Source organism: Streptomyces sp. NPDC053755 (assembly GCF_040677675.1).
In the GTDB taxonomy this organism is placed as follows: domain Bacteria; phylum Actinomycetota; class Actinomycetes; order Streptomycetales; family Streptomycetaceae; genus Streptomyces.
This window is the reverse complement of the sequence record NZ_JBFASK010000005.1, coordinates 26,906-40,344: the sequence shown is the minus strand read 5'-3', so window position 1 is coordinate 40,344 and position 13,439 is coordinate 26,906. Positions and strand designations below refer to the sequence as shown.

The 13,439-nt window shown below is 74.4% G+C and carries 14 protein-coding genes; 6 read left to right on the top strand and 8 right to left on the bottom strand.

Translation table 11 applies throughout. The features are described from left to right. Window positions 1-77: 77 nt before the first annotated feature. A complete protein-coding gene (locus AB0K65_RS07765; protein WP_365715054.1) occupies window positions 78-695 on the bottom strand; it encodes a TOPRIM nucleotidyl transferase/hydrolase domain-containing protein in 618 nt (205 codons plus the stop codon). A gap of 787 nt (window positions 696-1,482) precedes the next feature. Between AB0K65_RS07765 and AB0K65_RS07760 the strand changes: the two genes are divergently transcribed. Then, window positions 1,483-2,985 carry a glycoside hydrolase family 6 protein gene (locus AB0K65_RS07760; RefSeq protein ID WP_365714854.1) on the top strand — a complete coding sequence of 501 codons (1,503 nt, stop codon included), beginning with the start codon at window positions 1,483-1,485 and terminating at the stop codon, window positions 2,983-2,985. Between the two features lie 83 nt (window positions 2,986-3,068). On the opposite strand, the gene AB0K65_RS07755 is transcribed toward AB0K65_RS07760, so the two are convergent. Beyond that, window positions 3,069-3,833: a hypothetical protein gene (locus tag AB0K65_RS07755; protein ID WP_365714853.1), complete on the bottom strand. Its 765-nt coding sequence runs from the start codon at window positions 3,831-3,833 to the stop codon at window positions 3,069-3,071. 184 nt (window positions 3,834-4,017) lie between these two features. Next, window positions 4,018-5,466, bottom strand: a complete 1,449-nt coding sequence (argG, locus tag AB0K65_RS07750; protein ID WP_365714852.1) for an argininosuccinate synthase — start codon at window positions 5,464-5,466, stop codon at window positions 4,018-4,020. Window positions 5,467-5,807: 341 nt separating this feature from the next. Between argG and AB0K65_RS07745 the strand changes: the two genes are divergently transcribed. Next, window positions 5,808-6,893, top strand: a complete 1,086-nt coding sequence (locus AB0K65_RS07745; RefSeq protein ID WP_365714851.1) for a branched-chain amino acid aminotransferase — start codon at window positions 5,808-5,810, stop codon at window positions 6,891-6,893. A gap of 256 nt (window positions 6,894-7,149) precedes the next feature. Here AB0K65_RS07745 and AB0K65_RS07740 read toward each other — a convergent pair whose 3' ends face one another. The 3 genes from AB0K65_RS07740 to AB0K65_RS07730 form a co-directional block, all read right to left on the bottom strand. Further along, window positions 7,150-7,335, bottom strand: a complete 186-nt coding sequence (locus AB0K65_RS07740; protein ID WP_365714850.1) for a hypothetical protein — start codon at window positions 7,333-7,335, stop codon at window positions 7,150-7,152. After that, complete coding sequence (locus AB0K65_RS07735; protein WP_365714849.1) at window positions 7,332-7,853, bottom strand: STAS domain-containing protein; 522 nt, start codon at window positions 7,851-7,853, stop codon at window positions 7,332-7,334. Before AB0K65_RS07735 ends, AB0K65_RS07740 begins: the two co-directional genes overlap by 4 nt. A 241-nt stretch (window positions 7,854-8,094) precedes the next feature. Continuing rightward, on the bottom strand, window positions 8,095-8,418 hold the full coding sequence (locus AB0K65_RS07730) for a hypothetical protein (RefSeq protein WP_365714848.1): 324 nt from the start codon (window positions 8,416-8,418) through the stop codon (window positions 8,095-8,097). A 164-nt stretch (window positions 8,419-8,582) separates the two neighbouring features. On the opposite strand from AB0K65_RS07730, the gene AB0K65_RS07725 reads away from it, so the two are divergent. Next, the gene (locus AB0K65_RS07725) at window positions 8,583-9,383 is read left to right on the top strand and encodes a GAF domain-containing protein (protein WP_365714847.1); all 801 of its coding nucleotides are present in this window, start codon (window positions 8,583-8,585) and stop codon (window positions 9,381-9,383) included. A 143-nt stretch (window positions 9,384-9,526) separates the two neighbouring features. On the opposite strand, the gene AB0K65_RS07720 is transcribed toward AB0K65_RS07725, so the two are convergent. Both AB0K65_RS07720 and AB0K65_RS07715 read right to left on the bottom strand, forming a co-directional pair. Then, window positions 9,527-11,134, bottom strand: a complete 1,608-nt coding sequence (locus tag AB0K65_RS07720; RefSeq protein ID WP_365714846.1) for a hypothetical protein — start codon at window positions 11,132-11,134, stop codon at window positions 9,527-9,529. A 213-nt stretch (window positions 11,135-11,347) separates the two neighbouring features. Then, window positions 11,348-12,172, bottom strand: coding sequence for an N-formylglutamate amidohydrolase (locus tag AB0K65_RS07715; RefSeq protein WP_365714845.1), 825 nt, complete (start codon window positions 12,170-12,172; stop codon window positions 11,348-11,350). 97 nt (window positions 12,173-12,269) lie between these two features. On the opposite strand from AB0K65_RS07715, the gene AB0K65_RS07710 reads away from it, so the two are divergent. The 3 genes from AB0K65_RS07710 to AB0K65_RS07700 all read left to right on the top strand — a co-directional run bounded on the left by AB0K65_RS07710 (window position 12,270) and on the right by AB0K65_RS07700 (window position 13,397). Next, on the top strand, window positions 12,270-12,416 hold the full coding sequence (locus tag AB0K65_RS07710) for a hypothetical protein (RefSeq protein ID WP_365714844.1): 147 nt from the start codon (window positions 12,270-12,272) through the stop codon (window positions 12,414-12,416). Continuing rightward, entirely contained in the window at window positions 12,413-12,847 is a 435-nt protein-coding gene (locus AB0K65_RS07705) for an FhaA domain-containing protein (RefSeq protein ID WP_365714843.1), read from the top strand. Before AB0K65_RS07710 ends, AB0K65_RS07705 begins: the two co-directional genes overlap by 4 nt. 91 nt (window positions 12,848-12,938) lie before the next feature. Then, window positions 12,939-13,397, top strand: a complete 459-nt coding sequence (locus AB0K65_RS07700; protein WP_365714842.1) for a PPOX class F420-dependent oxidoreductase — start codon at window positions 12,939-12,941, stop codon at window positions 13,395-13,397. The last annotated feature ends 42 nt before the right edge of the window (window positions 13,398-13,439 follow it).

The window sequence follows — 13,439 nt, the reverse complement described above, 5'->3', positions numbered from 1 at the left end:
GTCACGGGAGGGGTGACGGCGGCTCTGCTGACGGTGGGTCTCCTGCCGCGGCCGTCCGGAGCAGGGGCGCGGAGGGGTCAGAGAGCGGCGAACAGGTCGTCGAGCGGGGCGGGGACGCGATCCTGGTCGAGGGCCTCGACCAGGACGTGGCCGTACCGGATCTTGCGCCCCTTCTTCGTCCCGAAGAAGCGCCGCAGCCGCTGCTGATCGGTGCGGCCGCTCTGCGCGGGCTGGCGCAGGAAGGTCCGCAGGGCACGCCGGTCGCCCTCCGCCCGGACGAGCTCCTCCACCCGTGACACGCCCAGCGCCCGGATGAGTTCGTCCTCCAGATCCGCCGCGCAGACGAAGAACTCCCCCTGCGCCTCGCCGGCCCGCTCCCACCCGCGGGCGTAGTACGGCCGCTCCGCCTCGTCGCAGAGTCCGATGAGACGCAGGCCCAGACCGGACGGCCCGAGCAGGGGAGCGAAGCGCCCGACGCTCATCGCGCCGCCCATCGGCAGGACGCTGATGCCTTCGGCGGCGAGGTCCCGGCCGCGGCTCACGGCCAGCGCGTCGACCGCCGCGGCGTCGCTGGGGCCTTCGAGCAGGACGACCGTACGGACGGAGAGCCGCGCGGCCAGATCGCGCGCGGGGTCGCCGGGACCACCGGCCGCCCAGGCGGTGACCGCTTCCCGGAACGCCTCCATGCCGGCCATCGGACGAGTCTCCGCTCCGCTCGGCCGTTCGACGCCTGCGCCGCCCCCGACGCCTGAGCCGCTTCCGGCGCCCCCGGCCGCGAGGCCGGCGGGGCGCGCGGCGGGCATCGTGCGGCCGGCGTCGTCCGGCGCCCCGTCGACCCCCGCCGGGGACGCCGCCTCGCGCCCGTCGGCGGAGCCGGCGGACGTCCCCCGGACGGCTGCCAGGCGCTGACCCCCGGCCGCGGTGATCTCCTGATGCATGCGACGTACCTTGCCGCATCGCCGTCCACGCCTGTCAAACACTTTTGCCCGGCGGACGGTTCCCCGTGGACAGGGGTGCCCGCCGGGCACCAGGAGGGGCTCGTGAGGTGGAGACCACCGGCTCAGCACGCTCCCGGCTGCGCGACGCGCCACGGAGGCTCGGGGCGGGAGTGGTGGACGTCGGGGAAGGCGCGCGGCGCAAGGCGGAGGGATCGCGGCTCTCCAGGCCAGGCGGCGCGCGGCCTCGGCTCGCGGTTCTTGTCGCAGCTCGACACCAGGGATTTCCGCGACGCGGTCCGGCTCCGGATCCACGGCCTCGACAGCCGCTCCAGTGCGCCCAGGCGGCACGCGTCCTCGGCGGACTCGGCCACGAGGAGGCGGACGCCCGCCGCGCCCCGCGGGGACCGGCCGGCGGCCGGGCGGACCCGGAAGTCTGGTGCGCCCGCGACGTGTTCTGCGATCATGAGGCCGAGGGGGCCCTCCGGTTCCCGCCGTTTCCGGTCGGCGGAGCCGGCCGGCACCGACCGAACAGGACCCGTCCCCCGTGACTGTGACGCACCGTTGGCTGCGCCTCGCCGCCGCGCCGGCACTCGCCGCCGCCCTGCTGGGCACCGCTCTCGCCCCCGCGGCTCCCGCCGCCCCTCCCGGCCCGGCTCTCTACGGCGAACTGGTGGTGAACGGAGGCTTCTCCGCCGGCCTGGCCCCGTGGTGGGCCACCGCGAACGCCTCCGCGACCACCACCGGCGGCGCGCTGCGCGCCACCGTCGAGGCCGGGCTCGGCGACCCCTGGGCCACCATGGCCGCGCAGGGAGGAATCACCCTCCGCAAAGGGGCGACGTACACCCTCTCCTTCGACGCCAAGGCGTCGCGGGCGACCCAGATCGCGACGACCGTCCAGCTGGCCGACGCCCCCTACACGGCGACCCTGACGCGCACCCTCGGCGTCGACGCCACGACCAGGCGCTTCAGCTGGACGTTCACCTCGGGTCTGGACACGGCCGCCGGGCAGATCACCTTCCAGCTCGGCAACCAGAGCGCGCGGACCGACATCACCCTCGACAACGTGTCCCTGACCACCTCCACCGCCCGCGAGGGCTTCTACGTCGACCCCCGCAACAACGCCACCGCCTGGGCGGACGCCCACCCCGGCGATCCGCGTGCCGCCGGGATCCGGTCCGCCGTCGGGGACCGCTCCACCGTCAAGTGGTTCGGCGGCTGGGACGCGGACGGGAACCCCGCGACCGGTGTACGGGACGAGGTGAGCGCCTACGTCGGCGCGGCCGCCGCTAAGGGCAAGGTGCCCGTCCTGGTCGCGTACAACATCCCCGGCCGTGACTGCGGCGGCCCGTCCTCCGGGGGCGCGGGCAGCCCGGCCGCGTACAAGACGTGGATCTCCGACTTCGCCCTCGGCCTCGCCGGCCGTCCGGCGATCGTCGTCCTGGAGCCGGACGCGGTGCCCCAGGCGTCCGACGAGGCGTGCATGAACGGCGGTCTCGAACCACGCCTGGACGCGCTGTGGTTCGCGAACCAGCGTCTGCGGGAGCAGGGCGAGTTCGTGCGGACGTACCTGGACGCCGGCAACCTCACCTGGACTCTCGGCGCGGACGGCACCGGCGCGCAGGGGATCGGCCTGGGGAAGATGGCCGAGCTGCTCAACCGCGCCGGGGTCTCCATGGCCCGCGGCTTCTCCGTCAACGTCTCCAACTTCGACGGCACCACCGAGTCGAACGACTACGGCCGGCGCCTCGCCGCACGGCTCCAGGCCGACTTCGGCGTGACCAGCGGCTGGGTGGTGGACACCTCACGCAACGGCAACGGCGGCTACGTCACCCCGGGCGACCCGGCCAGCGGACACGTCGGCTTCTGCAATCCGGCCGGGCGCCGGCTGGGCGTCCCGTCCCAGGCAGGCACGGGCGGCGCCGACCACCTGCTGTGGATCAAGAACCCGGGGGACTCGGACGGTGACTCGGCGCAGTGCCCGGCCGGTTCTCCGCCGGCCGGCGTCTTCTCGCCGGACCTGGCCCAGGCGCTGATCGACGGCAGCTGACCCCTCCCCGACGCTCGGCGGTCCCGCGCGAAGGGCGCGCGGGACCGGACCCCGCGGGCAGCCCCGCGGCGGCGCGACACCTCTCAGGAGGTGCCGGGCAGGGCGGCGGCGCGTTCCCGCCAGGCGCTCGCCAGACCGTCCAGCCAGCCGGGAGGCAGTTCGGCGGCCTCCCACTCGGTCTCCAGCGCCTCGCCCGCGGTGGAGAGGCGCTCGAGCACGGCGATGCTGGTGGGGGAGTGGGCGAGCGAGTGACGGCCGTGGACGGCGATGCCGCTGCCGGGGCCGTAGTCCGCGTACAGGCGCGCCAGTTGTCCCGCGTGGGACTCGGCGAACTTCTCCAGCACGCCCGGATAGCCCACGCGCTCCCGCGCGCTCATCGTGCCGAGGACCGCCATCAGGACCTCGTCCGCCATCTCCGGCTCGAGCTCGGACTTCTGGGTGAAGGTGAGATAGAGCGCCGTCACCGCGACGTGCGCGCGCTCCACGTCCATCCGGCCGACCGGGGGGTGCGCCGCGGGGTCCTCGGGCCGCGGCCCCTGGGCGGCTCCCGTGGGCGCGGTCGCGCCGCGCAGGGTGCGCTCGGCGATACGGAAGAGTTCGTCGCCGACGGCCCGCGCGCCGTCGTACCAGCCGGTGCCGTAGAGCTCTCCCCGCTCCCGTGACGCCTCGCCCTCGATGGCGCCGACCTCGGCGCGCGCGCTCGCGACGGCGCCGGCCTCGACGAGCGAGATCAGGACATCGGCCTCGGTGCGCAGGACACCGGCGCGGCCGAGGAGCTCGTGGAGGGTCTTCTTGGCGTTCATGACGCTGGTGGAGTCCAGGCCGTGCGCCGGGTTGGACAGGTTCATGGTCTCCAGCTTGCCCCGTTTTCCCCGTGCTGTGCGGTGAAGCCGCCACCCTCGGGCGGGCCGTTTCCCGCGCGTACGGCGGCGGGCCCCGCGGAACGCGTACGGCGGACCCCCGCGGAACACGATCCGCGGGGGCCCGCCGTACGCGACGGGACGACGACCGGTGACGGGCGTCAGTCCCTCGTCAGTCCGTGCCGGACTCCATCGCGGCGCGGTCCAGCATCGTCTCCTCGTCCGAGACCTCACCGCGCGAGGCGATGGCCTCGGCGCCGCCGCCCTCCATGGCGCCGATCAGACCGGTCGAGGCCGCCTGGGCCGCGCCGATCAGCTGCGGGTGGGCGGTGCCGACCATGCCCAGGCCCGCGTACTGCTCCAGCCGCGCGCGGGAGTCGGCGATGTCCAGGTTCCGCATGGTGAGCTGGCCGATCCGGTCCACCGGCCCGAACGCCGAGTCCTCGGTCCGCTCCATGGAGAGCTTGTCCGGGTGGTAGCTGAACGCCGGGCCCGTGGTGTCGAGGATCGAGTAGTCCTCGCCGCGCCGCAGCCGCAGCGTCACCTCGCCGGTGACCGCCGCGCCGACCCAGCGCTGCAGCGACTCGCGGATCATCAGCGCCTGCGGGTCCAGCCAGCGGCCCTCGTACATCAGGCGGCCGAGGCGCCTGCCCTCGTTGTGGTACGCGGCCAGGGTGTCCTCGTTGTGGATCGCGTTCACCAGGCGCTCGTAGACGATGTGCAGCAGGGCCATGCCCGGCGCCTCGTAGATGCCGCGGCTCTTGGCCTCGATGATCCGGTTCTCGATCTGGTCGGACATGCCCAGGCCGTGCCGGCCGCCGATCGCGTTGGCCTCCATGACCAGGTCGACGGGGGAGGCGAACTCCTTGCCGTTGATCGAGACCGGGCGGCCCTGGTCGAAGCCGACCGTCACGTCCTCCGTGGCGATCTCCACCGACGGGTCCCAGAACCGCACGCCCATGATCGGGTCGACCGTCTCGACTCCGGTGTCGAGGTGCTCCAGGGTCTTGGCCTCGTGGGTGGCGCCCCAGATGTTGGCGTCCGTGGAGTACGCCTTCTCCGTGGAGTCCCGGTACGGCAGCTCGTGCGCGAGCAGCCACTCCGACATCTCCTTGCGGCCGCCGAGTTCCGTGACGAAGTCCGCGTCGAGCCAGGGCTTGTAGATGCGCAGGTGCGGGTTGGCGAGCAGGCCGTAGCGGTAGAACCGCTCGATGTCGTTGCCCTTGAACGTGGAGCCGTCGCCCCAGATCTGCACCCCGTCCTCGAGCATGGCCCGCACCAGCAGCGTGCCGGTCACGGCACGCCCCAGCGGCGTGGTGTTGAAGTACGGGCGCCCGCCCGACTTGATGTGGAACGCGCCGCACGCGAGCGCCGCCAGGCCTTCCTCGACCAGCGCGGCTCGGCAGTCGACGAGCCGGGTGATCTCGGCGCCGTAGGCGGAGGCACGGCCCGGCACGGACGCGATGTCGGGCTCGTCGTACTGACCGATGTCGGCGGTGTACGTGCACGGGACGGCGCCCTTGTCGCGCATCCAGGCAACGGCGACGGACGTGTCGAGTCCGCCGGAGAAGGCGATGCCGACGCGCTCGCCGGTCGGGAGGGAGGTGAGAACCTTGGACATGGCAAGATTATGCAACGTAATGCATGATCATGCAACCTCGGGGTCCGGCGGGCGGCTCAGGGCCCGCGAGAGCCGCCGCGAAGGCGCGCCCGGGTCCTGCTGGGGGTGAGCATGAGCAGCCGGCACCGCACCCTCGCGTCCCCGGCCAGGGTCTCCGCCCGGCCCGTCGACCCGAGGGACGAACTGTCGGAGGGGACCGGAATGCGGCCCGGCCGCCCTCCGTCCGCCGAGTCAAGATCCAACTTCTTGCTCCGAAAACCAAGGGGCGGATAGGGTCCCGAACCGTCACTCCATGACGGAGCACGTACGCTTCCAGAGCGCCGACCGAGAGGGTCCCCGCGATGAGTCTGCGGTTCACGCTTCAGCCCAACCCCGCTCCGCTGAGCCCCGATCGGCGCGCCGAGATCCTCGCGGACCCCAAGTTCGGCCAGTACTTCACGGACCACATGGCCCGAGCGGTGTGGACGGCGGAAGGCGGCTGGAGCGACGCCGCGGTGGTGCCGTTCGCTCCCATCCCGATGCACCCCGCCGCGGCGGTCCTGCACTACGCGCAGGAGATCTTCGAGGGGATGAAGGCCTACCGGCACCCGGACGGCTCCGTCTGGACGTTCCGCCCGGAGGCCAACGGCGAGCGGTTCATCCGCTCCGCGCGGCGCCTGGCCCTCCCCGAGCTGCCCCTCTCCGCGTTCCTCGACTCGGTGCGCGAACTCGTCCGCGCCGACCAGGCGTGGGTGCCGGGCGAAGGCGAACAGAGCCTGTATCTGCGGCCGTTCATGTTCGCCTCGGAGCCGTTCCTCGGGGTGCGACCCGCCGCCGAGGTGACCTACATGGTCATCGCCTCGCCGGTCGGCTCGTACTTCTCCGGCGGAGTGAAGCCGGTGTCCATCTGGCTGTCGACGGACTACACCCGCGCCGGGCGCGGCGGGACCGGCGCCGCCAAATGCGGCGGCAACTACGCGGCCAGCCTGGCGCCGATGCGAGAGGCCGCCGAGCACGGCTGCGACCAGGTCTGCTTCCTCGACGCGACCGAGGGCCGCTACGTCGAGGAGCTCGGCGGCATGAACCTGTACTTCGTCACGAACGACGGCCGCCTGGTCACCCCGGAGCTCGGCACCATCCTGGAGGGTGTCACGCGCGCCTCCATCCTCTCCCTCGCCAAGGAGACCGGGCTCGAGGTGGAGGAACGGCCGATCGAGATCACCGAATGGCAGGAGGGTGTGCGGACCGGGGCCATCCGGGAGGTGTTCGCCTGTGGCACCGGAGCCGTGGTGACGCCCGTCGGGCGGCTGGTCTGGAACGGCGGTGAGGCGCTCGCGCCGGACACGGGCGCCGAGGACTCCGTGACCATGCGCCTGCGCAACCGGCTCGTGGACATCCAGTTCGGCCGGGCCGCCGACCCGCACGGCTGGATGCGACGCCTGGTCTGAGGCCGCGCGCGCCGGGCGCCCGCACGGCGGGCGGCACGATGGCGGTCGCGTAGGCGGTCACCCCCGAGGTCCCGCTGGACACCGGCCCCCGTCGGCGGGCGCGGTGGAGTCGCAGGCGCTGTCACGGCGGTCGGGCAGACACCCCGGCTGGGGTCGGTGAGACGACGTCCCCGGCCCGCGAGGGCGCCCCGCGGCGCCCCGGCCGAGACCGGCCGGGGCGCCACACCAGGCCTCACGTCGGGCGTCGTGCCACGGTTCAGGCCCGGCCGCAGAGGAGGGGGGGACGGTGGCGGCGGATCACGATCCGGCGCCGGCGGGCGGCCGGTCGGGCCACGGCCGCGGAGCGCCGGCCGACGTCTTCACGAGGGGCCTCGCGAGGCTTCCAGAACAGCAGGAGCACCGCCCCCGCCATCGGTACGCAGGTCAGCAGCGCGAAGGTCATGACATCCCCGCGGCGCTCGCGGCGACCGCCCACCTCCGGCGCGGGGGCGTCGCCACGGAGGCCGGCCCATCCCGCCGCGGCGCGCCGGGGCGGCCTCGACCGCTCCGGGGCGGACGACCCGCGCGCGACAGGGCCACCGCGCACAGAAGGCGCCGGACGGCGGGGGACGGAGGCTCCATACGGAGCCGCAGGCCGCGGCTCATCCACCGGTCCAGCACGTCCAGGAACCCCGAGTCGCAGAACGTGACGCGGGAGGTGTCCAGGACGAGCGAGCGGTAGCCGTCCGCGGCGGCCGAGGCGAGCATCGCCCGCAGGGGGCCGGCGCTGAAGCGGTCGATCTCGCCCGCCAGGTGGATGACCAGGGTGGTGCGGCCGCGAGTCGCGCAGGAGTGGACGATTATGTCGCCCGGTGCGGTGTCCGCACCCGCCGGAGCCGCCGCTCCGGTCGCCGTCGCGGGATCCGGCTCGGGCTGGGTCGTTCCGGGCAGTATCGGGCTCGTTCCGTTTGTGGTACTCACGCCCCCATCAACCCTCCGCCTCCCCCGGGAGGACACGAGGCACGCGGGTCGTTCACCCCTGCGCGCAGGGCGGATCCCCGCCTTGGTGGAACGCCTCCGTCGTCCGGTCGAGCGGAGGACGCTCAGGATCCGCCCGTCGTACCGCTTCCGCCTCCGGCCACCGGGAGGCCGGTTCGTCCAGGCGCGGGCAGGGGCCGGACAGGGGAGGCGAGGCCGGACGGGAGGGGGAGGAGGGGCCCGGTCACGGAGCCTCGTTGCGGTGCCCGCACACCCACGCCAGGGCGTCGTGCACGCCCCGGTGGTAGTCCCGCGGACCCGCAGCGCTGGTGGGGTCCTCCATCTGCACCACGGCCGCGTCCACCTCCGCGGTGAGGGCCGGAAGCCCGGGACCGCCTTCGGCGCTGCCGCTCCCGGTGACCGGCGAGCGCTCCGCACCGCCGAGGGCCCAGCGGTACGCCGCCGCCGCGCCGCTGGTGAACTGGGGCGACGGGGAGTCCCCCGTCCCGGCCCGGGCGCCCAGCCGGTTCCGGGCCACGACCACGGCGGCGTACTCCCTTGTGCCCACCAGTGCTTCCCGGCCCTGTCGACTGCTCCCGTGACGAGTCATACGTCACGCCTACCCGGCTCGGGCCCCCTGATGTCCGGCGCACGCCCCCGGCGTGCGCGGTCGCGAACGAACGCGATCGATGGAGGACACATGAGATTCCGCCGAAGTGGTAGACGAAGGGGATGAGGAGCACGCCGGAGGCACCACCATCGATCGTGCACGACGTCTCGGTCGCCGCTGCCGTGGGGAGACGCGCCCTGCCGAACCGGCTCTGCGCGGCGTTCACCCGGTCGCTGGGAGCCCAGCGGGCGACCCTGTCCCTGCTGCCGCGCGTGGAGCACTGGCAGCTCCTGCACGCCACCGACGAGTCGGCCCTGCGGGCCGAGGCGGCGCAGTTCACCCGAGCGGACGGCCCGTCGGTCAGCGCCGCCCTCGAGATGCGGCCCGTCTTCGTCCCCGACGTCCCCGAGGCGCCGGACCACGCGTGTCCCCCCGGCCACGACCCGGCCGACGGGCTCGTGGACGCCCGGCACGCGCTGGCCCTTCCGCTGCACGTCCGTGACACGCCGATCGGGGTGATCTGCCTCTACTACACGGAGCACACGCCGCTTACCGAGACCGGCATCGGCCACGCGCAACGCGCCGCCGACGTCGCCCTGGAGGCCCTGCTGCGCTGGCGGGCCGTGCACGCCAGCTCCGACCGGGGCAGGCCGGTGTGGACGACCGACACCCGCGCCGCGCGCTGGGAGCGCATCCACCAGGCCGCCGACTACGTGGCCGCCCGCGAGGACTGCGGCGCGGCCGAGGGCCTCGCCTGGCTCCAGGAGGTGAGCGTGCGCGACGGTCTGTCCCTGCTCGACGTCGCGGACACCGTGCTGCAGCCCTCGCACGCCCACCGGCTCCAGGCCGGAGCGGTCGGTCCGGCGACCGGCCCCGCCCCGCCGCCCGCCCTCCGGCAGGGGACGCGCCCCGAGACGGCGTGAGTGCTCCCGGCCGGCCGCCGGAGAGAGAGGCACCCCCGGACGCGACAGCACCCCGGACGCGACAGCGCCCCGCCCGAACAGCGGGTGCTGTCCGGGCGGGGTCGTGCGGGCGGGCGAGCGCGGGGCGCGCTCCCGTGGGCGCGTCAGGCGCTGTCCGGCGCGCTCGTCGCCTTCGTATGGCGCACCACGGCCGAGCCGGCCAGCGCGACCACGGCCGCGGCGCTGAGCACCGCCACCGCCTTCGCCCAGGCGAAGGTGGAGCCCAGACTGCTGGTCAGCAGGTCGATGGTGCGGGCACTCGCGAGCGCGTGGAGTGCGATGACGCCGACGGCGAGTCCCGCGGAGGCGGCCCAGACTCCCAGCGTGTCCCGGACCGCGATCCAGACGGCGAACACCAGGCACAGGACGGCGACCGTCACCGACAGCGTGCCCGCGTAGCCGGACGTGCCCAGCGCGGCGAGATCCGTGGGCAGATGGATGAGGCCGCAGGCGAACAGCGCGATCGCCGCGGGCCAGCGGAGGGCCGAACGCAGACCCGGCGTGGAGGTGTGGCTGCCGGGACCCGCGGCCAGCGCGCCGTCCAGGGCCTTCGGCCACAGCGCCGATCCGTCCCGCGACTGCTTCGGCTGCTTCGGTTGCCTGGGCTGCTTCGGCTGCTTCGGCTGCTTCTGGGCGGGAGCGATGACCGGGACCGGGTCCCTGCCGGGCGCCGGGTGGTCGTCCTGCGGGACCGGCGCCACGGCCGCCACCGCCGGGGCCGGGCGCTCCCTGGCCTCCGAGCCGCTGGGAGAGCGCCAGTCGCTGCTGTCCGTGCCCAGGATGCTCACGAGCTGCACCACGTCCTCGATCGGCCGTCCCACGGCCGCCGCGCGCAGGGTCGTCTCCGCCTGATGGAGGTCGTACCCCGACGCGTTGAGCAGCGCGACCAGCTGCCGGACCTCCTCCAACGGGCGGGAGACCGCCGCCGCGCGGAGCGCGACGTCGCCGGGGCTGGACAGCTCACCCGTCTCCTTCAGCCGGGCGACCAGCGAGGCGACCTCCGCCACCGGACGCTCGGTGGCCGCCGTCCACAGGAGGGTGTGTATCGCCTCGTCGTCGGCGTCGGTGTGCTTCGTCGCCGACGAGACGGCCACCGGGTCCATCACCGGGACCGCCGAGGGCGCGTGCGCCTCCGCCTCGGGCTTCGCGGCCTCGGACTCCGGCGGTGCCGCCGCGGGCTCCGGTGCCCTCACCTCGGGCCCCGGCTCGGCCGCCGCGGGCTCGGGCTCGGCCGCCGCGGGCTCCGCCTTGGCCGCCGCGGGCTCGGGTTCGGGCGCCTTCGCCGCGGGCTGAGGCTTCGGGGCCTCGGGCTGCTTCGCCTCGGGCTCCGGCTCCCGGGGCTCGGGCTCCCGGGTCTCCGAGGTCTGCTCCCGCCTCAGGACCACCGCCGGTTCCGGGGTCTTGGGCGCCGGCGCGGGTTCCAGCGTCTTGACGGCCGGCACGTGGGGCGCCGTCGTCGGCCGCGGCGGCTCCGTCGTCCGCCAGGGGGCTTCATAGGGAGGCGCCGGGCCGACCGGAGCGGCGGCCACGACCGGGATGCTCGGCGGCCGGGTCGGCATGGCCGGCGGCGGGGTCGGCATGGCGGGGGTGAGCTGCGCGCTGGGAGCCGGGTGCGGAGGGACGGCGAACACGGGGTCCGGCGCGGGGGCGGGACCGGCGGTCCGTTCTGCGTCGTCTTCCGCCGGATTGCTGTTGAAGGGTACGGGGGTCATGTCGCGGGCTCCGTTCGTGGAACATCCGGTAGGTGTCCACCGTGGCTGTCTCGTGACGCACCAGAAGGCGCACACTTGAGTACAACTAGTGCGCAGTTTGCGACACTGCGCCATCCGGGAACCGCCCTGCTAAGCCGACGGGGCGACAAGGACGCTCCGGCCGGTCCCACGGGTCCGCTCGCCCCGCCCCTGGGAAGGGATCCACCGCACCGCTCAGCCCGACGCCCACGCGACGAGACCGGCCAGCGCTCCCGCCAGCGCGTCGAGTCCGGGGCCGGCGGCGCCCCCCGGCTCGTCCATGTAGAGGTCGCGCCGGATCTCGACCATCAGCGCACTGACCTCCGGCGCCTTCCCGTAGTACCGCAGTGGCACGTACGTGCCCGCGAACGGGCTGTCCGCCTCCGTGCCGCCGAAGCCGGCGAACGCCCGGCGGGCTGCGTCGAGCAGCGGGCCGGGCGTGTGGAAGGGGTCGGTGCCCAGGCAGACCGGCGGACGGGGCCCGTCGCCGTGGAGTTCGTACGGCAGGGCTCGGGCCGGGTACGAGTGCACATCCAGGATCACCGCCCGCCCGACCGCCTCCAGCCGCTCCGCGACGGCGTCGGTCACGGCCCGCGCGTAGGGGTGGAAGTAGCGCTCGATCAGCGGCTGCCCGTCGAAGCCCGCCGGGCGCAGCTCCTCGCGGTGGGTGGTCCGGGTGTAGACGGCGCCCATGCCGACCGCCAGCATCTCCTCGCGCTCGTCGGGGAAGCGCTCGGGGTCGACGACGAGACGGGAGAGCCCGTTGACGAACCGCCAGGGAGCGAGGGGTGCGGCCGCGGCCGCACCCTCCGCGATCTCCGCGGTGTGCGCGTCGGTGATGTGGTCCAACTCCCGTGTCAAGGAGGCGTCGTCGAGGGTGATCCCGGCGCGGACGTCCGCCGGGACGACCCGGGAGGCGTGCGGCACGTGGAGGATCACGGGGGAGTCGGGTGCGCCGGACAGGAGCCGGAAGGCAGGGGAGGCGGGGGAGGAAGGAGAGGAGGAAGAGGCGTCGGTCATCTGATTCCTCGCGGTGCTTCGCGTACGGGTGAGGTGTCCCGGACATCGTCGCGGCATCCCCGGGTAGGCGGACGGTACACGGCTAGAGGAGGAACCCATGTCCGGACTGATCACTCGAATCAAGCAGTTCACCCGCAGCCCGCAGGGGCAGCGGACGATCGCGTCGGCCCGGCGGGCCGCGGCCGACCCGCGCAAGCGCGAGCAGGCGCGCAGGCTGTTCGGGCGGCTGCGCGGGCGCCGGTGAAGCCGAGGCCGGAGGGCAGGCATGCGGCGGGCGAGGGGCTCTCCCGATGGGAACGCGCCCTGGAACGCTGGCAGGACGGCCTGCTCTCCAAGGTCCGGCACCGCGAGCACGTCGAGTTGGTCGAGGCCCTGCACCACGAGTGCGACGACCACGCCGTGGTGTGCAGCGAGACCAGAGTGGTCGTGCCGAACGCCTACGAGGTCGAACTGGACACCCGGGTGCACGAGGAGCTGATGCGCCGCGGGCGACGTGACGTGGGGGAGGCCCTGACGGACGACCTGGCCCGTCACGGGGAGCGGAAGGGGTACGAGTGGGCGGGGCCCCTGACCGTCCGCGTGACCCCGGCGGAGCGGCCGCCCGACGAGCCGTACCGGGTGAGCAGCAGCCCCATGCCCCATGTGCGGGCCGACGCCTTCCCCGCCGAGCACTGAACGGACGCGGGGACTGTCCTCCGCCGCCGTCTCGTCCACCGGCCGGGCCGGGCAGCGGAATGCCCGCCCGGCGAGGGGAGTTGGAGCGGTCATGACTCAAGGACCAGCTCCCCGCCCGCTGACGGAGGAAGCCCTCTCCGCCCTGCTGAGCGCCGGCCGCTTCGGCACGCTCGCGACGGTCAAGCGGGACGGCCACCCGCACCTGACCACCATGCTCTACGCCTGGGATCCGCAGGAGCGCGTCCTGCGCTTCTCCACCACGGCGGACCGGGTCAAGGTGGGCCACGTGCGCCGGGCCCCGCAGGCGAGCCTGCACGTGCAGGGCCCCGACGTGTGGTCCTTCGCCGTCGCGGAAGGAGAGGCGGAGGCCACCGGACCCACTACGGCAGCGGGCGACGCCGTCGGCCGGGAACTGCTGTCGATGATCCCCCCGGACGCCCGGCCGGGCGACGAGCGGTCCTTCCTGGAGCAGCAGGTCGCCGAGCGTCGGGTCGTCATCCGCCTCAAGGTCCGTCGGCTCTACGGCACCGCGCTGGACGTGACGCCCTGACGGGTGCCGTAGGGCCGGACGGCCCTCGGAGACGACGAGCCC